The following is a 22,970-nucleotide window of genomic DNA, read 5'->3' as shown; positions in this document are numbered from 1 at the left end:
CTATAATAAATCTTTTTTAATCTTAGCTATTAAATTGTACAGTTCCATCTAAATCATAATAAGCAGTAACCACTTCTGTTTTTCCTTCTTTAATTGCTTCTGCAACTATTGGGTCTTTTCTTATTTCATTAGCTACATTTTCTGCATTTTTTCTAATTGCCTGATCAATAGTTTCATCCTTATTAATAGCTGGTTTTATATCTTCAACTAAATCTTTTATATGTCCTTGCACCTTCTGACCATTAACTATATCATCATAAGCTGCTGTTACTGCTCCACAATTCTCATGCCCCATTACAACTATAATTGGTGTATGTAAATGTTCTACTGCATATTCAATTGAACCTAGTGCTGCATCATCTACTACGTCTCCTGCAAGTCTTACATCAAATATTTCACCAAGTCCAGCATTAAAAACTATATTTGGTGTTATTCTTGAATCGGAACAAGCTACTACAGTTGCATAAGGATGTTGACCACTTTCAAGCTCTTTTCTTCTTGCTGCATTTACATCATTAAGCTGTGATTTATCCTCTACAAATCTTTTATTTCCTTCTTTAAGTAAATTTAAAGCTTCTGCTGGTGTCATTGTTTCTGCTGGTGAATTATTTTGAGTAGCGTTTTGTTGTGGATTTGTGTCTCCTGAATTTTTAACAAATTCTTTAACAAAAATATCTTTATTTCCAGTATTGCTAACCCCTCTATATATTCCATAACCTCCTATTGCCACTAATGCTGCTATTATTATTCCTATTACTGTTTTTCTCATTTGTATTCCTCCTATGATTTATATCTTGTTTAGTTTACCCAATTTATTTAATTTAGATGAAGCTGTCTACTTCATCTAAATACTTATTCAAACTTCTCTAAAAGTATAAGGCTGTTTATTTCCTACTTGTATAAAATATGAGCATTACACCATCTAACTATCAGATAAAAAAAGAACCTAATCTTTACTGATTAAGTTCTTTTTTAGCTATATATTATCTAATAACCCTTCTTCTTCTCCTATAATTTTATTATATTCTTCTTCTCTTATATCCACTCTTTTTTCATTGATATTTTGTTTATCCATACCATCTTTTTCTTCTTTTAATATTCTATTCAAAATAAGTGCAACAATTGTTCCAGTTGAAATCCCTGAAGAAAATATCATCTTTAAGTCTTCTGGAAGTTGACCTATAAATTCAGGTCTAAAAGTGACACCAAGACCTAAACCAATTGATGTTGCAATAATTAATAGATTTCTATTATTTATTTTTACTGAACCAAGTGTTCTAATTCCAGCTGTAGCAATAGTTCCAAACATTACAATACCAACTCCACCAAGTACTGGTTGTGGCATTATATTTATAAGAGCTGCGAATTTGGGCATAAATCCTAATAATATTAGTAGTACTCCAGCCATCATAGTAACTTGTCTGCTTGCATTTCTTGTTAAGGGAATTAATCCAACATTTTGACTAAAAGTTGTATTTGGAAAAGCTCCCATGACTCCTGCAAGTGCACTACCAACTCCATCTGCAAGAACTCCTCTCCCCATTCTTTTATGTGTAACTTCCACTTTAGAAACCTCACAAACAGATGCTAAACAACCAACAGTTTCAATAGTTGTTACAAAATAAGCTGGTATAAAGGTTAAAAGGTATTTTAAATTAAAATCTACCCCATACTGAAATATTTTAGGGAAAGCAAACCAACTAGATTCCTTAACCAATGTAAAGTCAACCATTCCAAGAGGAATACAAATTATATATCCAATGATCATACCAATAAGAATTGATGCTGTACTTATAATGCCTTTCCCATATCTATTAAGTAATAATGTTATTATAAGAACAACCATTGCTATGGTAATATTTCTAAGGCTACCATAATCAGAAGCTCCAACCCCTCCTGCTGCCCAATCCATAGATACCGGCAAAAGTGTTAATCCAATTAAACATACAACTGTGCCAGTAATAATAGGTGGAAATAACTTCAGCAAAGGTTTAATAAAATAGCTTGAAATAACCTCCACAAAAGAACCCAAAATAGTTGCTCCAATAATTCCCGGAAGTCCTCCCACTGCTCCAACAGCTATGGAAGGTGCAACAAAAGTAAAATCAGTTCCCATAATACATGGAATCCGCGCTCCAATTTTCCAAAGGCCTCTTGATTGAATCACTGTAGCTACCCCTGATGCCAATATAGATGCTGCAAGCACTGCTGTTGATGTTGTTCCATCAAATCCAAGTGCTCCTGATATAACTAAAGGAACAGCTATTATTCCTCCAAAAGCAGCAAATATATTTTGGAGTCCAAGTAATATTTGAATAGTTAAACTTGGCTTATAATCAATTCCATAAATTAAATCTTTCTCATCTTGATTTTTTGCTTCTCTTATCACCATTAATTCCCCCACTAAAAATCTTTAACATATCAAACACATAAAATCACCAAAATAAAAAATACCCCAAATATCAAATTTGAGGTGTCATGTTATAAAGTAAAATAATACTCAAAACAAAAATACCTCGTAGTCTGCCAATTTACGGTTAGCAGGTAGAAACTTTTGGACCAATTACCAACTTTATACGAGTTTCATATGTTATAAATGGATTATATCATATTTTTATAAAAATACATATCTTTTTTTATTTTTTAATAGAAATATTCGTCATTTTATATTAACTCCTTTATTCATAAAAATTTCTTCTTTTAGTTAAAGTTCTTTTTCTAAACCTTAATAAAGTTAACAGGCTTTATAGTCGATTATTATAATAGCGTAAAATCTATGAAATATTCTAAGCACTTTATTTTTTAGCACTAAGTAGCTTTGATATTTTAGATAAAGTCGCACCTTCTATATGATAATTAATATAAAAAGGAGTTTCATAATGAAAAAGTTTAAGTTATTAAGTATATTATTAATTTCAGGTATGTTTTTACTTCCATCTACTATAGTAAAAGCTGACTCAAGAAATAATGCATCTGAAGATGATTTAATAAGATTAGTTGAAAAATATAATGATAAAGAAGTAATTTTAGAAGATGGTATTGTTTTATCCCTTGGTGAAAAATTAGAATTACCTAAAGAAGAAGGGTTTAAAATAGATAACACATCTGTAGTTGAAGTTAAAAATGGAGAGATAGTTACTAAAAATGTTGGTAGCACTTTTATAACTCAAGAAGTAGATAATAAAGTTTATATCCTTGAATTTGCAGTTACTGAAAACAACATAACAATGACTGCTAGAAACTCAAATGCAAGAAAAACAGTTGATAGAAATTATTATAAAGTATTTATTGATCCAGGTCATGGTGGCTATGATAATGGTGCTGTTCAAAATGGCTTTTATGAAGATGTAATAAACTTAAAAATATCTAAAAAAATAGAAAAAATCCTTTCTGATAAAGGAATAGAAGTAAAGATGAGTAGATATAATGATACTTATCTATCACTATCTGAAAGAACTGCAATGGCAAATAGAGAAAAATCTGATGTCTTTGTATCAATACATCAAAACTCAGCAAGTAGCAGTAGTGCTAAAGGAATAGAAACTTTTCATTATCAACCAAGATTAGATAGTAAAGAATTAGCTACAGATATTCAAAGCAGTTTAATAAACAGTACCAAGGCTACTAACAGAGGTGTTAAAACTCAAAATTTTGCAGTTATAAAAACTGCTGAAATGTCATCATCCTTAGTTGAGTGTGGTTTTATTTCTAACGTAAGTGAAGGTACTAAACTAAATTCTGATTCTTATCAAAATACAATTGCCAATGCTATAGCAAATGGTATTATTGAATATTTAAAAGAAAATGTAACTCTTCAAGGTTCTCCAAGTAAACCTGAAAGTGTAATAAATGAAGGAATAGTTACTACTAATTCACTAAATGTTAGAAGTGGTGCTGGTACTAATTACTCAATTGTTGGTTCATTAAAATTAAATTCAAAGGTAGAAATAGTTTCAACTTCAGGAAGTTGGCACAAAATAAAATATGGTAACGGCTATGGTTATGTTCACTCAGACTATATTAAAATATCAAATAATACAAATGATACAAATAACGTACCTACTAAAGAAGGTACTGTTGTTACCTATGATTTAAATGTGAGATCTGCACCTTCATATAGTGCTAATACTTTAGGTACTATTAAGGTTGGTTCTTCTGTTTCTGTTATTGAAAATTTAGGTGAGTGGAGTAAAGTTAAATACAATAACTCTACTGGTTATGTTTTATCTAAATATATTAGCTTTAATGGAGCTGTTGATTCTTCTAAAACTGGAACTGTTATTACTTATGACTTAAATGTTAGAGATTCTGCTTCTTATAGTGCTAAAGTTTTAGGTACTATTAAGGTTGGTTCTTCCGTTTCTGTTATTGAAAACATGGGTGAATGGAGCAAAGTTAAATATAATAACTCTACTGGCTATGTTTTATCTAAATATGTTAGCTTTAATGGAGCTGTTGATTCTTCTAAAACTGGAACTGTCATCACTTATGACTTAAATGTTAGAGATTCTGCTTCTTATAGTGCTAAAGTTTTAGGTACTATTAAAGTTGGTTCCTCTGTTTCTGTTATTGAAAACATGGGTGAATGGAGCAAAATTAAATACAATAATTCTACAGCCTATGTCTTAAGTAAATATATAAAATTCTAATATAATATTTTATGGAGCAACCTAATGGGAAGTTTTCCTTCCTTAGATTGCTCCTATGTTTTTAATGAAAAATATAATAATTGAATTTTATACTCTTAACTTAATCTAAAACTTTCATCTTTCTATTTTTTAATATTAGGAATGATAAAATTCCTATAACCACTAAGAATACCCCATATACACTTAACTGTAGAAATTTAGGTAAATATATAGTTCCAAAATTATCTATACCTATAAACCCTAAATAAAATACTATTCCTAAAATAATAATATTAACTCCAATTAAAGTAATATAGCTGTTAGCTTTACTACTTACATACATTGAAATAATTCCCGTTATCATTGCTATTATATAAACAAAAACCATAGTTATTATTATGTATTGTCCAAAAGTCATGTCAAACCATAAGGGCTCTTGAGAAACAAAAATAGAGTTTACTGAGCAATTCCAAAATTGAAGAGTATTATTGGTTGAATAAAGCACTCCCATTATTAATATTTCTATGGAGGTAACTATAATGACTGTTAAAAATCCTGCTATTAATTTACTTTTAAATACACCTCTTCCCTTTTTAGAACTATACTGCAAATAATCAACCTTGCTTTTTTTATCTTCTATAAAAATTGGAGATACCATAAAAAATACAGTTACTATTACTAACCCTAATATAGAAATTATTATATTATTGTAATTATTTAAAATCCCATAACTTAAAGGAGAAGTTCTTTCTTTAGTTCCTTCAACTTCCTTATATCTTTCAAGAGCCTTATTGCTTAAATTTTCTATTAAATAAGGTATATCTTCATTTCTTCCTTTATAACTTTCAATTATTTTATTTCTTTCTGCTATAATCCTACTTAATTCATTGCCTATAGTAAAGTTTGATATTTCATTGAATATTTTTTGTTCTTCCTCTGTCATATGGTTTTTAAAAGCATTTTCTTCAAATGCTTTTAGTTCTTTGTAACTTTTTATACCATATTTTATCATTGTTTCATTATTCAATATTTCTTTATTAAGTTCTTCTTCTATTTTCTTTGTATTACTTATGAAATCTTCAAATTCCTTTTCATCCACTGTTGTTCCATAATTTTTAAGCATTTCTTCTGAAATATTAAAAGCAGCCCTTTCTCCTATTCCATTTGGAAAGTACTTTATGTCAAAGTCAATAAATAAAAACCATATTAATACTGCTCCTAAAAGAGTTACCATAATGGATTTTATATTAAATAATTTTTTAATTTCATATATTACTAAACTCATTTTTCTCCTCTTAAACCAAATCTTCTCTTTTATATTTTTTATAGCTAAATATGGCTATTAAACCTGCCATAAAGGTACTACTAATAACTGTTATAATTTCATAATACTTAAATGATACAAAAGGATTTCCTCCTATGAACCACTTCCCTGATTTCATTATTAAAGTAAATATATTAAAATGTGACCATATTATAAATTGTGAACTCTTAGGTATAATAGCTGGTAATGCATATATAGCTCCAAATAGTATAAAAAATAAAAATATTGTCTTATAAGAACTTTTTGAAATCATACTTATTGAAAAGCTTATTATAGATATTATTATTGCTACCAATAAAATAAAAATAATAGTTAACATTAAATAACTTCTAAAACTTAACCTAAACCAACTAATATTAGGAAGATTTTCTTCCCAATTGAACATAGAACTTATGCTACTTTGCCAAAGTCCCCCATAGTTAAAAAACATAAAATATATAAATAACGTTATTCCAATGATTATAAAACTGGTAATTAAAGTTCCTACAATGGAAGTAAAAAACTTGTCTACTGAATTCTTTCTCCCTCTTTTTGTACTTTCTACTAAAAGGTTATTTTTATTATCTCTTTCATAGTTAACTAAAAAGGAGGTTATTAATACAGCTATTATAGTCACTTCAAATAAAACATATTTTATGATTTTCTTAAATAATAAACTGTGCATTAAATAACTTTTACCATGGAAAAATAAACTCTTCTGTTCTCCAGTTTCTTTTATTTCATTAAATCTTTTCTCTAATAAATCATAATTTCTTTTAGCTATTTTAGTAGCTTTTCCCTTTAACCCATAATCCTCTACTATAGCTTTACCATAATCAATTAGATTCACTTTATTATAATCCTCTTCAGTAGCACCTATTAGTTCCCTATAATTCTCTATTGCCATTGCATAAATAAGAAATCTATAATTTTCTTTTCCCAATTTTTCTTTATTATTAAGGAGCTCTTGTCCATTCTCACTTTGAAAAAATTCCATTGTGGAATTATAATTTCCTTTATCAAAAAACTTCCTTGAAATTTCATTTATCCTAATTAAATTTTCCCTATCTTCAATTTCTAAGTTTCTTATAAGATTCTCATTAACCTCATGTCCAAATTTTTCTCCAATTGTACTTATAGCCTTTATTTCTTCTCTTAAATATCCATTAGAACTTATTATAATTCCATTGAAAGCTATGAAAACTATTATTAACACCCAAATTATTGGAGATAAAAATATTTTTTTTCCTTCCTCCCATACAATTCTAAATACCATAATTAAAATTCCTCATCTCTATATTCATAAAGAAATAAATCTTCTAAATTTCCTTTTACCCTAATAAAATCTTCTCTCTTCTCTTCACTTATAAATTTAAGTCTTACATTTCCATTTTCCTGTTTTTCAGATAAAACCAAATATTTCTTTCTAAACTCTATACCTTCAGAAAAGGTCATTTCTTTTTCATAAACCTTTCCATCTATAACAGCGCATAAATTTTCTATGCTATCTTTATAAAGTAACTTATGATTTTTTATCATTATAATTTCATTAGCTATAAATTCTATATCTGAAACTATATGAGTAGATATTATAACTATTTTTTCCCTGCCTAAAGTACTTAATAGATTTCTAAACCTAACTCTTTCCTTAGGGTCAAGTCCTGCTGTTGGTTCATCAAGAATAAGAATTTTAGGATCATTTAATAAGGCTTGAGCTATACCAACTCTTTGAAGCATCCCACCTGAAAACTTCTTCATCTTTTTATCTGCAACATCTTCTAAAGCCACTAACTTTAAAAGTTCTCCAATCCTTTCTTTAGCCTTCTTTTCTTCAATTCCTTTTAAGGCTGCTATGTATAAGAGAAACTTATTAGGACTATAGTTTTTGTAATATCCAAAGTCCTGAGGTAAGTACCCAATAATCTCCCTATATTCTTCATCTAAACTTACTATATCTGTCCCATCATAAAGTATTTCTCCCTCTGTTGGAAAGATAAGTGTTGTAAGCATTTTTATAAGAGTTGTTTTCCCAGCACCATTTGGTGCAAGTAATCCATAAACCCCTTCCTTGAACTCTAAATTTAAATCTTCTAAAGCCACAAAACTTCCATATGATTTCTTAACATTTTTAACAACTAACATAAAATTTCTCCTTATTATTCCCCTTTAAAATTGATATATTTCTTTAAAGATTTTATATATACAAATAAACATGCAATAGTTATTACTACATGGATATAAATAGGAATTTCTTTAAGTATTCTATTATATCCCTCAAAGTCAATTGCCATAAAAATAATATTCAGTAATATCCAACTTCCTATAACTAAATACCTAATATAATTTTTCTTTATTATTGTAAGCATATATAAAAATATAAATGAAAATAAAAATAATGCTGTAATTGAAATTGCTATAGACTTAAATAAATTTATTTTCCTAAAAAAGATAAATAGTACTCCTATTGAAAAGGTATTTATGACCATAGCTAAAATACTAAATAAAAACATTCTTATAGCAGATAGTTGATGAAAATTATACTTACAGGTAAGTTCTATTTCCATAGCTCCCTTTTCTCTAGCATTAAAAAAAGAAAATAGAGACAAAATTAAATAAAACATTGGTGCAATCATAAATATAGAGCTATAAATATATTCATTTTCATTATTTTTAAAAATCATCGTTAATGTAAAAAGTATAGTAGTAATACCTATAGCTGACATAAAAAATAACTCTACCTTGTCATGGAAAATATTCTTTATTCCAATTTCTCTAAAAATATCCTTCAAATATTTAATAAAACTTTTCTTTTCCTTAACTCCCTTATTAACTATTTCCTCCACATCCATAAAGTCAATCTCTGGAATATCTATATTATCAAAATCATTAAAATTATTTCCCTTACTCATGATTTTTCCTCCATAATATTTTTAATTTTCTTAATTGCTCCATAGTATCTAGTTTTAACAGTAGATTCTGAAAGCTCTAATATTACAGAAATTTCTTTAAACGACATATCTCCAAAAACCTTAAGTCTAAATATCTCTTGAATATTGGCATTCATAGTATTAACTATATTTATCACCTCATTTAAATCTTCTCTTATTTGAAATTCCTCTTCTATATTTTCTGAGGACAACAAACTATAATCATCAATTTCATCTACTATAGTTTTATACTTATAAAACTTTGACCTATAAAAATCTATTATTTTATTACTGGCTATCTTATAAATCCAAGTTTTAAAAGATGCTTTTTCAAAACTATAACTATTTATAGAATTTAATATACTTATGAATATTTCTTGAGTTAAATCCTTAGAAAGTTCTCTATCGCTGGTTTGCTTAAAAACATATCTATAAATATCCTTATAATAAATTTCAATAAGCTTACTGGCTGCTCTTTTATCCCTTTTTTCCTTAATAGCTCTTATTAACTTCTCTTCTAATGTCCTCACCCCCTAACTTTCTTTTGTCTCTTTTTATTATCAATTTTACCTTTTCATAAGTTCATACGATATTATAAGCAATATAGTTTTAAAAATTATACTATTTTTCTTTATTTTACAAATAGTTAACTTAATTCAAAATAATTATATAGTTCTCTATTAACTTAATAACAAAAAATCCCCTCTTCTACATTAAAAGAAAAGAGAATTTTTCATAATTAAATCACTTTAAATTAATTTTCATTGACCACTCTGGCTTTTCATTTGTTATTTCAGGCATTATAGGAATGGCAAGCTTGTATTTCTTATCTTCATCTAATTTTTCTAAAGTCATACTATATAATCCTTTACTTTCATCTTCTATGGCTGCTGCACTTTGCCCTTCTCTTCTTCCTATATCACTCATATTTTCATCAAAAGCTACTAAATTAGTTAAATTTTCATAATTATAAATACCCTTAGATTCAAATATTACTTTAGTTCCTTGATCTGTATTTACTATATCTTTTATGATAATATTTTCTTTACTATTAACTGCTATTGAACTTCCAATTAACTCATTTAATTTTTTAAATTCCATTTTTTCTTTATCTACATCTACATAATGAATTACATTATCAAAAGCATATCCATCTTTCATTTCTTCCTCTGTAGGTCTTCTAGAAAGCATTATTCTCTCATATTTACTATCCTTACTTCCTGTAACTTTAAGTACTGGTCCTTCATATCCTCCACTCCCCTCACTAATAAAATCAGGAATAGTCTTCGGTATTAATTCAATATACTTACTATTTGATAAATCTCCATTTATTTTAATAGTCATATCAAAATTATTATCTTCATCAATTCTTTTTCCTAAATTTTCTATTCTAAAATATTTATTATTATTATCTCTTATCATATAATCTGAATAAAAAAATAGAGCATTATCCTTGTCTTCTTTTCCATCAATTCCTTCAACTTTTCCTTTAAACATTAATGTGTTTGTTAAATTTGTCATTACAATTTCTTTGGCTTCTAAAGTATTGTTCTTATATTCAATTTTATTGTTTAATTTTATCCTCTTTCCTACATCTTGATTTTTCACATCTAAATTAAAATCCCATTTTCCCTCTATATTCTTATTCCCTCTTGATATATGTCTAGTTTTTAATTTAATATTAGCTTCCTCTTTAATATCAAGTTCTGCTATATTAGCTGTTAAAATTACAGCCCCTTTATTCTCTTCTAACTTTCTTACATTTATATCATAAGAAAGTTCTTTATTATCAACCATAAGATAAATATCTAAACTAAAAAAATCTCTTTCATTTTTCCCTGTAAATCCTTTTAAGAAATCTCCTTCAACCACTAAAGTCATCATAACTACATTTTCATCTAATATAACTTCATCTAATAACACTTTCATCCCATTATTTTCAACAACTTGTCCAACACCAACTCCTATACCTTGAAATTTATCTGTTGGCTCTCCAAACAAAGTGCTATTAAAGCTTTTAAATACTTCTCCAACTACTGGTATAGCACTGACCAACTCAGGATTAAAAACTGCTGTAACTCCTGTAATTGTTAAAGTTAATCCAGCTACCATAGTTCCTCTTTTAAGAAAACTTCTTTTTTTATTTAGCTTTTTTTCCTTTTTTCCTCTCTCTATTCCCTTAAATACTGCATCATCTAATTTTTTTGATACCTTTATTAAATCCTTTAAATCTTCTTCTCTCATATTAAACAACGTCCTTCCCAACAAACTCTCTTAATTTTTTAAGCCCTTTATTTAAATAAGTTTTAACAGTTCCCACTGGATAACCTAAAACTCCTGCAATTTCAGTTACTGTTAAATCATCAAAATACTTAAGCACTATGACTTCTCTATGTTTTAATTCTAATTCCTCTAAAGCCTGCCAAATATATATTTTTTCATCACTATTAACCTCATTTGCTATAACACTATTAATTAACTCATCATTATCTAAATAAACAACCTTACTATTTTTTTTAATTATAGTTAATGCATTATTTATAAGGATTCTAGTTATCCATATATTGAAATACTCAGGATTTTTAAGCTTTCCAATAGAAATATAAGCTTTATAAACAGTTTCTTGTACAATATCTAAGGCTTGTTCCTCATTTTTAACATAAGCAAAAGCAGTTCTATACAGTTTTTCCTTGCAACTATTTATAATATACTCAAAAGCTTCATCATCTCCCTTAATAGCCTTTTTCACCTTATCTTTAATTTCCATATGTCCTTATAACCTCTCTCAATTAAGTCTTATTTAATGTTGGTAATTACCTTTACATCTATTAGACATCAAAAACATTAATTTGGTTTTTATATTTTAAAAATTATTTGAAAATATAAAAAAGAGATGTATCTACAACTTTGATACATCTCTTTTTTATTTAGTTTTTCACTTTTCACATTTCTTACATCTATAGATACCTCTTTAAAGTATAATATTGACTCCCCTAAAACTCCCACTTCTTTCATATATACTTAGTATAATAAACCTATTTTAAATACACTATATTTTTATCAGTACATAATGACTCTATACTATATAACATCAATATTTCATCTGCATTTATTTTTTTGGCTAACTCTGACACCGATTCATGAAAATAACGTAAATCAATCATTACTATATGCTCATACTGTGGAACAAGAAAAGGAATCATATTATGAGCAAAAGAATCTTTAATTACAAGTAGTGTATCCTTATTTTCAGTATCATGATTAACAATATCTACATAGCTATGATTTCCATCTAAAAAGTAAGTGTAAGTATTTTTCTTTGTTAAGTGCTTATCAAAAAATAAACTATTAGATGTTCTTCCATCTTCGAAAGTAACTGTTACATCTAATTCTTCGAGTTCTTTAACTCCATTCATAACTTCACCTGAATAGTGAAACATTCCAGATTTAGCATACATTGTACCTCTAAAATCATGTGTTACTGGGTAAAAAGTATAATTGCTAGTTGCTTTCCTCATTAATTTTAAATACTTTTGGCTAGCCAAATATGCTCCCTGAGTATTCCAATGATGGTCTAATTTATAATAAGCTTCATTATTATTTTGTAAAAATTCAAAAGCATCTATCCACTGATGTTTTTCATGTAACATTGTTTTAACTTGATTAGATAACTGCCTTTGGCTAGTATGATATTCCCATGGAGGTAAAAGCCCCTTTTGTGTTTCAACTAAAGAAGGAATCCCCATTAATGAAACAGGCTTAGAAAAATTGTTGATAATATTAATATTGTTCTTTAAAATATTTGTATCATATTTTTTAAAATCCCCAATTAAATAATTGTTTTTACCAAAATAAACACCATTTGATTCAATTTTCCCTAATAATCTTTCTTTAATATTATGTATCATTACTAAACCATCATGAAAAATTATTTGATCTTGCATGTAAGCTTCAATGTTTTTGGTCCATGTTCCCTTTAAAAAAGAATCTATGCTAAATGATGGATACTGTTTCAAATAGCGATTTTCTAATTCTGAAAAATCCTTTGGAGAATTCCATAAATAAGATAAAGCTCCTATAAATAATATAAAAATAAAAGAAATACTTGTAACAATTTCAATCTTTTTTTTCATACACCCTCCTCTAAAAACGGAAATACAAAAATGGATTATATGCTTCACTTCCAAGTGATGCAATACACAAAATTAAAAGGCACATTAAAAATAAAGGTTTAAACCATTCAAGCCAATAATATTTATTTTTGAAGTATCTATAACATCTTATAGGTAATGTTGTAGAACCTATAATCCAAATAATAATCAATATGATATAGTTTCTTAAATAGAAACAAGTAAGAGAATTTATCATAGGAATATTAAAAAAACAAAACATAGCTTTTAATTCTATTATTAATTGAGATATATCTAAATTATCAAAAATTGTCCAACCAACAAGAATTAGCATCCATGTATAGATGTATCTAAAAAAAAGAGGTAACTTTTGAAGTTTACCTCCAATAATAAATTTCTCCATTAAAAGAATAATGCAAAAATAAAATCCCCATAAGACAAAATTCCAAGATGCTCCATGCCACAAGCCAGTCAATAACCATACAATAACCATATTACGCACTGTATACCATGTAGATTTTCTATTTCCTCCTAAAGGAATATAAACATAATCTCTAAAAAAAGCTCCCAATGTCATATGCCATCTTTGCCAAAACTCTTTAATACTTTTTGATAAGTATGGGTAATTGAAATTTTTAGGTAGTTTAAATCCTAACATGGCTCCTAAGCCTACAGCCATATCACTATATCCACAAAAATCAAAATAAATTTGAAAAGCAAAGGCAATTTTACCAATCCAAACTAGAAGAACCGTTGTTTCATTTATTGGAATAGCTAAAATACTTTCATATAGCATACCAGCTGTATTTGCAAATAATACCTTTTTGCTCAAACCAATTAAAAAAGTCTCAACTCCATAACTAAATTGTGAAAAAGACATTCTTGCATAATCTAATTGCTGAGCAATGTCTCTATAACGCACAATAGGTCCAGCAATTAATTGAGGAAACATACAAACATAAGCTCCAAAAGAAAAAATACTTTTTTGGTAAGTTGCTTCATTGCGATAAATATCAATAGTATAGGTCATGGTTTGAAAAGTATAAAAACTAATCCCTAAAGGCAAAGGTAACCCCAATGGTTTTAAAAATGCAATACCAATCCTTTGTAAACTCAACACAATAAAATCATAATATTTAAAGAAAGCTAGCATGGACAAATTAAATACAATTGAAAATATAACAAAGCCTTTAGCAATATTTTTCTTATGTCGATACTTATAAATAAACAATCCGTTAAAATAATCCACAATTGTACTAAGCAACATAAGCAAAATATAAATAGGTTCTTCCCAACCGTAAAAAATAAGACTGACTATAAACAATATTACCTTGGAATATGAAAATGGAGTAATTTTCATAATCACAATTGTAATAGGTAAATAAAAAAATAAGAATGTTAGACTGCTAAAGGTCATTAACTTTCAAAAGCCTCATTAATAATCTCTTCTATCTCTTTTGCATCTTCGTGAATAATAAGAAAATAATAATTACCCTTTTCAATTTTTGCAGCATTTTTTACTAATTCATATTGTTCTGGCAAATAAGTGCTCCATGTTTTTTCTAAATCTTCAAGACGATGACTAATAGATTCCTTTACATCATTAATTTTCCCCTCTTTAGCCTTCACCATAATTAATTCATAAGCATGAGTAGATATTACACTAACATCACCCACAACTTCATCATACATATCCTCATTTAAGTAAAATAGTTCTTTAAGTAATTTTGAATCAACTTCCATCATCTTAGGCCATTGAACCTCTTTATTAATAGTTGCTTTTAACTCAGATAATTCCACTTTTTTTGTAACTATATCGTTCTTTGAACACCCTGAAAGTACTAAACAAATAAATACAAATGATAAAACAATCTTCTTCATAAATCCCCCATATTATTACATAATTTGTCTATTTCAGTATACCATATTAATACAAATATAACTATATATTCATTCTAAAATAGCAAAATATGAATTCTAAATAGCAGCATTAATAGTTCTTTTTATCTGCTAGATTTTGTTCAATCTAATCAACTAAAATAAAAAGAATCTCCTAATAACACCAACCTGTGGTATTATAAGTAGATTCTTTAAAACTAAAATAAATTTTATTACTTTTCTTTTAATAAACTTTCTTTTTCTTTTGCAAATAAACTTGCTACTTTCGTTCTTATATTTTCCATTATTTTATCATCACTATATTCTTCTTCTAATCCAATGTTAACTAAATCATCCCATAATTTAAATGCCTCATTATCTAATGCTGTTACTGGATATTCTTTAGTTAATTCCATTATATCTTCATAGAATTTTTGTTCTTCTTGACCACCTAAAAATTCATTTTTTTGACTAAAAGCACTTTCATTATTTCTAAAAGGCAGGTATGAAGATACAGTTCCTATACGATTTTTATCGTTATATTTAAAAGTGCAATACTCAATAAACTTCCATGCCGCTTGTTTATTTTTGCTATTTTCAGCAATTGATAATATAGATGAATTATTCCATCCATAAACTCCAAAAGGAAGTGATGTTACTCTCCACTTGCCCTTTTGTTCTGGTACTAAAGCTTCTAAATCTCTAGCTCCCCAAGAACCTAAATATAACATTGCAAACTTACCATCCCTTAATAACTGCTTTCCTTTTTCTGACCAAATATCAGCAAATGGAGAAAACCCCTTTTCCATAGCTTCTCTTGCAACAGCTATACCTTCTTTAAATTTTTCATTATCTCTTTGATATTCTAATTTTTCATTAAAATAAGGCATATCAGCACTGTATATTTTAACTATTTCAGCAACCCATTGAACTATGGATATACCATCTTTTTTTAATGTTTCCCCTATCTTTACCCAATTATTTTTATCTTTCATATACTCTGCTAACTCTTTTGGCTCTGTAGGAAACCCATACTTTTCTAAAATATCTGCTCTGTAGTAAGTAACTATAGGAGCACTTCCTATTGGTATCCCTAAAAGTTTACTCTTATCCATTGACTTTCCTAGTTCCCAAAGCTCTGGATCAAAGTCTTCTTTATAATTAATAGCTGTATATTCTGGCTTAAGTAAATCTTCTAAGCCTTTTATACTATTAAATTCACCATAATGATTACTATCAATAGCAAGAATATCAGCTTGTCCAATATCTTCAACTAAAGATTTTTTATATTCAAGTTCATACTCATCATAATCAAAGTTCTTTATATTTATATTAATATTAGGATTTTCCTTTTCAAAAGCTTCTGCTATTGCTTCAAACCCTGGAAAATGAGTCCAAAGATTTAAAGTTATTTCTTCTTCCTTACTAGCTTCTACCTTTTCTTTATTGTCTTTTTCTTCTTCTTTTTTTACCCTTAAATTGCTACAAGATACTAAAGTTATAGTTGACATAGCAATAACTATAACCTTAAATAAATTTTGAAACCTCTTCATTCCCTATTTATACCCCTTTATAAAATTTTTTTAAGTTCCTTTATGGTTATTGGCTTACTAAATAAATACCCTTGTAATTCATCGCAACCAATCTCTCTTAAATAAGCTTCTTCTTCCTTATTTTCTATGCCTTCTGCTACAACATTAAGCCCTAAATTATGTGCAAGTTCTACAATTAATTTAACAACCTTTTGCTTTTTATAATTCTCATTTATCCCACTTATAAAATCTCTATCAATTTTTACTTCTTTTATTGGTAATGTCATTAATTGATTTATTGATGAATATCCTTTTCCGAAATCATCAATAGATACATTAACCCCTAACTTTTTAAGCTTTATAATCACATTACTTACATGCTCTAAATTTTTTATTAATACACTTTCTGTTATTTCTATTTTTAAATATTTAGATTCTAATCCAGATAACTCTAAAGAATTTTTTACTACATTTAAAAACTCAATATGTTCAAAATGTCGTCCTGATATATTAACTGAAATAGGTATCTTCTTATACCCTTCATTTTGTAACCTTTTATTTTCTATACATACGTTTAAAATAACCCATTTATCAATTTCAAATATTAAATCAGATTCTTCTGCTATAGGAATAAATTTATCTGGAGAAATTATTATCTGATTTTCACATTGCCATCTTATAAGTGCCTCTAAACTAATAATATCTCTGTCTTTATTGAATTTTGGTTGATAATATAAAATAAATTCTTCTTTTTCTAAAGCTGAATTTATACCTTGTTCAATATTAACTTTTTCCATAAATTTTTCTTTTATTTCATCATTAAATAATTGAAGATAATTTCCACCATTTTCTTTAGATTTGTACATTGCCATATCTGCATACTTTATAATTGTATCTATGTTATTACTATGTTCTGGATAAACACTAGCACCCATACTACATTTACTTTTTATTACTAATTCATTTATTTTAAAACTATCTTTAAAAATTAAACTTATGTTTTTTCCTACCTCTTTAATTTCTTCATAGCTCTCAGACTGTAAGACAAAAACAAATTCATCTCCACCTAATCTAAAAACCTTAAACTTATGATTTTTAAGCTTATTAAATCTTTTAGCAACTGCTATTAATAACTCATCTCCAACTTGGTGTCCCCAATTATCGTTAATAAATTTAAATCTATCTAAATCAACAAATATTACTGATATAAGTTTATTAGATTTACCATGCTTAGCTAATTCATCTAAGTGATTTCTAAATGATATTTTATTAGGTAAACCAGTAAGAATATCATAATAAGCTAATTCACGAAGTTTTTTCTGACTTTCATTAAGTTTTACAAAGTTTTCCCTTAAATTAGAAGACATATCTTCTATATTTTCAGTTAAAATACTTATTTCAAAAATTTTACTTTTTGGCCAAGCTATTGATATATTATTAGCTAATTTTTCAGGAAGATTTTTAGTTTCTAAAGATAACTTATATAAACCATTAAATATAGTTCTATTAAATAACATAGATATAATCCCTATGAAAAAGGTAAAAAATAATAAAAATTTGAATTGCCTTAAATACTCATTTATAACCTGTTCATTATATATATTTGTTGGAACTTCAATCATTAATTTCAATCCAAATTCATGTAAATCTTTAATATAAATAAAATAACCATCAATCCAGCTATTATTAAAAATATTACGTTCAGGTATAGGTAACACCTTATAAAGATTTTCTGTAATTTTTCTTCCATTGTACTGAGCATATTCAGTTATTTCTCTATTACTATTTTTAATATCTAATATTAAATTATTATTTTTCCCTAATATATGTATATTATATGGCTTATATCTAGAATTTTTATTTATACTTTCTCTCATTAAACCTACTTCCACAATTCCAGAAAGCTTAAGATTGGTAATACTTTTTTCATTCCATGTTTTAAGTTCATCATTTATGTATTGATATATTTCTTCAGATGATGATTCTATAACATCACATATATTATTATAATTACTATTTAAATCTGCAAATATATTTATTGCAAAAGGAATTAATATGGCTACAGTAACTATATGTACTATAAGTTTTTTATACATAAACATTGTTGGTTTATTATGTACTTTAGGCTCTATTATATATAAATATATTATTTCAGCAAAAAATACATTAAAAACTCCGTTTATTATCTTCAATAATACTGAAAAATAATAATATTCTTTAAGCTCTACTATTCCTGTAATAATAACCATACTATAAATAATAGGTATAGCAAAAATTATCCAAAATATAAATTCACCAACTATTAAATTTAATTTCCATTTTCTTCGACAAAAAATTTCTAAAATTATAATTTTAAGTACATCAATAAATTGAATAAATTCTCCACCAAAAAACAACACATTAATAGATGTTATTACTATGGTTGTAATAATAGCTTTTTTAAATCCAAATACTAATAATATTAATATAAAGAATATGGACGAAAAATCTATAATTATTCCAAAAGAAATATCAAGTTTAGTTAATTTAAAGATAATAGCCAAAAGCAATAAAATAAAATAAAGCCCTAATTTATCTTTAGTTATTGATTCCTTTGATCTTTTATATTTCTTATCCTTAACCTTAAAAAATATTTCAGTCACTACTCCTCTCTAATTTTTTCTAATAGCACCTATATTTTTCTTACATATTTAAATTTAATTATTATTTTCATAATAAAAAATCTATTAAATATATCGTAAGGTTAAGAATAAATCTTTAACAAATTAAATAGTTATTTTACCTGCAAATTCATTTGTTAAATATAATGAAACTTCCTTTCCTTTTTTTCCTGAAACTAATTTTTCTATAGTTATATTTTTAATACTATCAAAAAGTTTAAATAGCTCTCTTGCTCTCTCTTCATTTTTATAAACTTTCCAATATCCACAAAATATACATTCATTTCTAGAACAGTTCATAAATCCTTTAACATCATCTATGGGATATCCTAAAAATACTCCTAATTCATGTGGACATTTGTAAATTCCATATCTTTCAACTAATTTGCATAAAAGGCACTCTAATCCTTCACTAACCTCATAACCTAGTTGTTCTAAAAAAGACTTATTTTCTTTTTTATTTAAAAACTCCTGTAAAAATTCTCTATTATAAATTAATAATATTATAAAATCATTTCCTTCTCTTAGTACTACTGATTCTAAATTTAAATTATTTAGAGTTTCAATTCCATAACAATTCCAAAGATTATAAATTTTATTATGCGGTTTCTTTTTTATAGTTAAAGTTATTGATGGCTTAGCTTTAGAACTTATTAAAGCTGCATTATAAGAAATATAGCTTTCTATAAATTCCTTTCCATCTAATTGTTCTAATAAATTATAAAAACTATTAATATCGTATGCCATCAAAAATCCCTCCTGTAATTAATTGATAATGATTTTCATTATCTTTATAATATTGCTTAATTACTCTTTTGTCAATAATAAAAATCAATTTCTTATTTTTATTTTTTTCATAAAAGGATATATTAATTCTTAAATTTTTAATTTATTACGATATTAAATACTCCTTTAAATCCTTATATTAACACCTCCTTATTCTACTTTAATCAAAATTTAACTTTTTAATATATTAATTGTACAAATCAATATATATTTAAAAAAAATAGAATGTTTTTCTAATATGAAAATGTTTTTATTAACAATTAGAACGTTACTAAACTTTGCATTAATTTTTGTTTTATATTAATATTTAGTTACTATTTAATAACATATTGTTAAAAAATTATTCAAATAGTAAAGCAAAAGAAAAAGAGGAGATATACTATGGTTGAAATTACTATTGATGGTATCAAAACACAAGTTCCTGATAACATTAAAATTATAGATGCCTGTAGACGTATAGGCATTGATATTCCAGTACTTTGTGAAGATCCAAGACTTAAACCTGCAGCTGCATGTAAATTATGTGCTGTTGAAGTTAATGGAGGCCCTAAGCCTTTATTATCATGTTGTATTATGGTTAAGGATGGAATGGAAGTTAAAACTAATACTGATGTTGTTAGAGCATTTAGAAAGGAAGCCCTTGAAAAAATTCTAAAGGACCATCCTGATGATTGTCTAACATGTGAAATGGCTGGAAATTGCCAACTTCAAGACTATGCTTATGAATATGGTGTTGAAAGAAGCAACTACAGACCATTACTTGCAGAAAATAAATATGAAATAGATTATTCTAATCCATTTTATTATTTTGATAAAAACAAATGTATTGTTTGTAATAGATGTGTTAGAATTTGTGATGAATTACAACAACAACAAGCTATTACAAAGTTAAATAGAGGGTTCATAAAAAAAGATGGCGTAGAAGCTTATACTAAGCTTTCAGATACAACTTGTGTATCTTGTGGAAACTGTGTTTCAATCTGTCCTACAGGTGCACTAATGGAAAAGAAAAAAATTAAATTTAGAGAATGGCAAGTAAAAAAAGTTAAAACTACTTGTTCATACTGCGGTGTTGGTTGCCAATTAGAACTTAAAGTTCTTAATGACAAAGTTGTTGGTGTTAATCCAGTAATGGATGGACCTAACACAGGAATTTTATGTGTTAAAGGTAAATTTGGCTATAAATTCTTAAACAACCCAGATAGACTAAAAACACCGTTAATAAAGAAAAATGGAGAATTTGTTGAGGCTACTTGGGAAGAAGCCTATGACTTAATTGAAAAACAAGCAAGAAAGGTTATGGAATCAGATGGTCCTGATGCTTTTGCTGGCCTATCTTCTGCTAGATGTACTAATGAAGATAACTACGCATTCCAAAAGCTATTTAGAACAGTGTTTAGAACTAACAATGTAGACCACTGTGCTAGATTGTGACATAGCTCTACAGTTGCAGGTCTTGCAGCTACACTTGGAAGTGGTACTATGACTAACTCTATAGCAGAAGTCTTTAGTGCTAATGTAATATTTGTTATTGGTTCAAATACTACAGAAAATCATCCTGTTATAGGATCAAAAATTAAACAAGCCGTTAAAAATGGTGCTAAATTAATTGTAGCAGATGCTAGAGAAATTGAACTAGCTTCTAAGGCTGATATTTATCTAAAATTAAAGCCTGGTACAAACATAGCCCTTCTTAATGGAATGATGAATGTTATAATTTCAGAAAACCTTTGTGATTTAGAATATATAGAAAAACATACTGAAGGCTTTGAAACTCTTAAGGAAAATATATTAAGATTTACTCCTCAAATGGCTGCTGAAATTTGTGGAATAGATGTTGAATTATTAAAAGAAGCTGCTCGTTTATATGCTTCTGCTGATAAATCTGCTATTTACTATGCTATGGGTATAACTCAATTTAAAACTGGTACATCAGGTGTTATGTCAGTTTCAAACCTAGCTATGATAACTGGTAACCTTGGTAAAGAAGGTGCTGGTATAAATCCATTAAGAGGTCAAAATAATGTACAAGGTGCCTGTGATATGGGTTGTTTACCAGAATACTATCCTGGCTATCTTTATACTGATGATAACAAAGGAATTGAAAGATTTGAAAAACTTTGGAATATGGAACTTAGCCACAAAAGAGGACTTACTGTGCCACATATTTTAAAGGGCTTACACAATAAAGAAATCAAATTCATGTATATCTTCGGTGAAAATCCTATAGTTTCTGATCCAGATACTAACCATGTTAAAGAATGTTTTGAAAATGCTGAATTTGTTGTTTGCCAAGATATATTCTTTAATGAAACTTGTGAATATGCCGATGTTGTTTTACCAGCAGCTGCTTTTGCTGAGAAAAATGGTACTTTCACTAATACAGAAAGAAGAGTTCAAAGAGTTAGAGCTGCTCTTCCACTAAAAGGACAATGTAAACCAGACTGGCTTATTTTCTCAGAATTAATGGAAAGATTAGGTCATAAAGGTTTTGAATCTGAAGAAGCTATCTTTAATGAAATTAGACAAGCTATTCCTAATTATGCTGGAATAACTTATGAAAGAATAGAAAACCAAGGAATTCAATGGCCTTGTAAATCTTTAGATGATCCAGGAACTAAATTTATGCATAAAGATGGTCCTGTAAGAGGAAAGGGAATATTAGCTTATCAAAACTATGAAGAAGCTGCTGAAGTTACTTCAGAGGAATATCCTTTTATACTTACTACAGGAAGAAATCTATATCACTACCATACTAGAACTATGACAGGTAGAGTAAATGGTCTTGATGAAATTTCTAATGAATCTTATGTTGAGATACATCCTAATAGAGCTGAAGAATTAGGTATAAAAGATGGTGATAAAGTTTTAGTTAGTTCAAGAAGAGGAACTGTTGAAACTTTCGCTAAAGTTACAGATAAAATCCTTGAAGAAGTTGTATTTATGACTTTCCACTTTGCTCAAGGAAATTGTAATGTCTTAACAAATACTGCCCTAGATCCTGAATGTGAAATATCAGAATTAAAGGTTTGTGCTGTTAATGTAAAAAAAGCATAATTATTAAATCTAATCAAAAACGGGGCTGTTAAATTTACGGCTCCTTTTTGTGAAATAACTCTTATTCCA

At 27.3% G+C, this 22,970-nt stretch carries 17 protein-coding genes and 1 riboswitch; of the genes, 2 read left to right on the top strand and 15 right to left on the bottom strand.

The annotated features are described in order from the left end of the window. Positions 1 to 22 precede the first annotated feature (22 nt). Entirely contained in the window at positions 23 to 769 is a 747-nt protein-coding gene (locus ARA19_RS06620) for a carbonic anhydrase (RefSeq protein ID WP_084764307.1), read from the bottom strand. Between the two features lie 207 nt (positions 770 to 976). Then, positions 977 to 2,392, bottom strand: coding sequence for a uracil-xanthine permease family protein (locus ARA19_RS06615; protein WP_084764305.1), 1,416 nt, complete (start codon positions 2,390 to 2,392; stop codon positions 977 to 979). 107 nt (positions 2,393 to 2,499) lie between these two features. Then, positions 2,500 to 2,600: riboswitch (purine riboswitch) on the bottom strand. A 279-nt stretch (positions 2,601 to 2,879) separates the two neighbouring features. Here ARA19_RS06615 and ARA19_RS06610 point away from each other — a divergent pair. Continuing rightward, complete coding sequence (locus tag ARA19_RS06610) at positions 2,880 to 4,649, top strand: N-acetylmuramoyl-L-alanine amidase (RefSeq protein WP_055070182.1); 1,770 nt, start codon at positions 2,880 to 2,882, stop codon at positions 4,647 to 4,649. A gap of 100 nt (positions 4,650 to 4,749) precedes the next feature. Here ARA19_RS06610 and ARA19_RS06605 read toward each other — a convergent pair whose 3' ends face one another. From ARA19_RS06605 to ARA19_RS06545, 13 genes are all read right to left on the bottom strand, one after another. After that, complete coding sequence (locus tag ARA19_RS06605) at positions 4,750 to 5,913, bottom strand: hypothetical protein (RefSeq protein ID WP_055070181.1); 1,164 nt, start codon at positions 5,911 to 5,913, stop codon at positions 4,750 to 4,752. Positions 5,914 to 5,923: 10 nt separating this feature from the next. After that, positions 5,924 to 7,207, bottom strand: coding sequence for a hypothetical protein (locus ARA19_RS06600; RefSeq protein ID WP_055070180.1), 1,284 nt, complete (start codon positions 7,205 to 7,207; stop codon positions 5,924 to 5,926). A 2-nt stretch (positions 7,208 to 7,209) separates the two neighbouring features. Beyond that, on the bottom strand, positions 7,210 to 8,073 hold the full coding sequence (locus ARA19_RS06595; RefSeq protein ID WP_055070179.1) for an ABC transporter ATP-binding protein: 864 nt from the start codon (positions 8,071 to 8,073) through the stop codon (positions 7,210 to 7,212). A 14-nt stretch (positions 8,074 to 8,087) separates the two neighbouring features. Further along, positions 8,088 to 8,840 carry a hypothetical protein gene (locus ARA19_RS06590; protein WP_055070178.1) on the bottom strand — a complete coding sequence of 251 codons (753 nt, stop codon included), beginning with the start codon at positions 8,838 to 8,840 and terminating at the stop codon, positions 8,088 to 8,090. After that, positions 8,837 to 9,388: an RNA polymerase sigma factor gene (locus ARA19_RS06585; RefSeq protein WP_055070177.1), complete on the bottom strand. Its 552-nt coding sequence runs from the start codon at positions 9,386 to 9,388 to the stop codon at positions 8,837 to 8,839. The genes ARA19_RS06590 and ARA19_RS06585 overlap by 4 nt, the downstream gene beginning before the upstream one ends. 214 nt (positions 9,389 to 9,602) lie before the next feature. Continuing rightward, positions 9,603 to 11,102: a DUF4179 domain-containing protein gene (locus tag ARA19_RS06580; RefSeq protein ID WP_055070176.1), complete on the bottom strand. Its 1,500-nt coding sequence runs from the start codon at positions 11,100 to 11,102 to the stop codon at positions 9,603 to 9,605. Position 11,103: 1 nt separating this feature from the next. Then, positions 11,104 to 11,625: a sigma-70 family RNA polymerase sigma factor gene (locus ARA19_RS06575; protein ID WP_055070175.1), complete on the bottom strand. Its 522-nt coding sequence runs from the start codon at positions 11,623 to 11,625 to the stop codon at positions 11,104 to 11,106. A gap of 268 nt (positions 11,626 to 11,893) precedes the next feature. Further along, positions 11,894 to 12,991: a DHHW family protein gene (locus ARA19_RS06570; protein ID WP_055070174.1), complete on the bottom strand. Its 1,098-nt coding sequence runs from the start codon at positions 12,989 to 12,991 to the stop codon at positions 11,894 to 11,896. A 10-nt stretch (positions 12,992 to 13,001) separates the two neighbouring features. Beyond that, positions 13,002 to 14,405 (bottom strand): MBOAT family O-acyltransferase, encoded by a 1,404-nt coding sequence (locus ARA19_RS06565; RefSeq protein ID WP_055070173.1) that lies wholly within the window; start codon positions 14,403 to 14,405, stop codon positions 13,002 to 13,004. Further along, a complete protein-coding gene (locus ARA19_RS06560; protein WP_055070172.1) occupies positions 14,405 to 14,869 on the bottom strand; it encodes a DUF4358 domain-containing protein in 465 nt (154 codons plus the stop codon). Before ARA19_RS06560 ends, ARA19_RS06565 begins: the two co-directional genes overlap by 1 nt. Positions 14,870 to 15,099: 230 nt before the next feature. Further along, positions 15,100 to 16,419 (bottom strand): ABC transporter substrate-binding protein, encoded by a 1,320-nt coding sequence (locus tag ARA19_RS06555; protein ID WP_055070171.1) that lies wholly within the window; start codon positions 16,417 to 16,419, stop codon positions 15,100 to 15,102. Positions 16,420 to 16,436: 17 nt separating this feature from the next. After that, positions 16,437 to 19,040 carry a putative bifunctional diguanylate cyclase/phosphodiesterase gene (locus ARA19_RS06550; protein WP_055070170.1) on the bottom strand — a complete coding sequence of 868 codons (2,604 nt, stop codon included), beginning with the start codon at positions 19,038 to 19,040 and terminating at the stop codon, positions 16,437 to 16,439. A 123-nt stretch (positions 19,041 to 19,163) separates the two neighbouring features. Continuing rightward, positions 19,164 to 19,805 carry a DUF3793 family protein gene (locus ARA19_RS06545; RefSeq protein WP_055070169.1) on the bottom strand — a complete coding sequence of 214 codons (642 nt, stop codon included), beginning with the start codon at positions 19,803 to 19,805 and terminating at the stop codon, positions 19,164 to 19,166. Between the two features lie 420 nt (positions 19,806 to 20,225). Between ARA19_RS06545 and fdhF the strand changes: the two genes are divergently transcribed. Continuing rightward, on the top strand, positions 20,226 to 22,901 hold the full coding sequence (gene fdhF / locus ARA19_RS17110) for a formate dehydrogenase subunit alpha (RefSeq protein WP_084764301.1): 2,676 nt from the start codon (positions 20,226 to 20,228) through the stop codon (positions 22,899 to 22,901). The last annotated feature ends 69 nt before the right edge of the window (positions 22,902 to 22,970 follow it).

The sequence above is a fragment of the Clostridium massiliamazoniense genome, from assembly GCF_001403635.1.
In the GTDB taxonomy this organism is placed as follows: domain Bacteria; phylum Bacillota; class Clostridia; order Clostridiales; family Clostridiaceae; genus Sarcina; species Sarcina massiliamazoniense.
The sequence above is the reverse complement of the archived record's forward strand: the minus strand, read 5'-3'. Positions and strand labels throughout refer to the sequence as shown.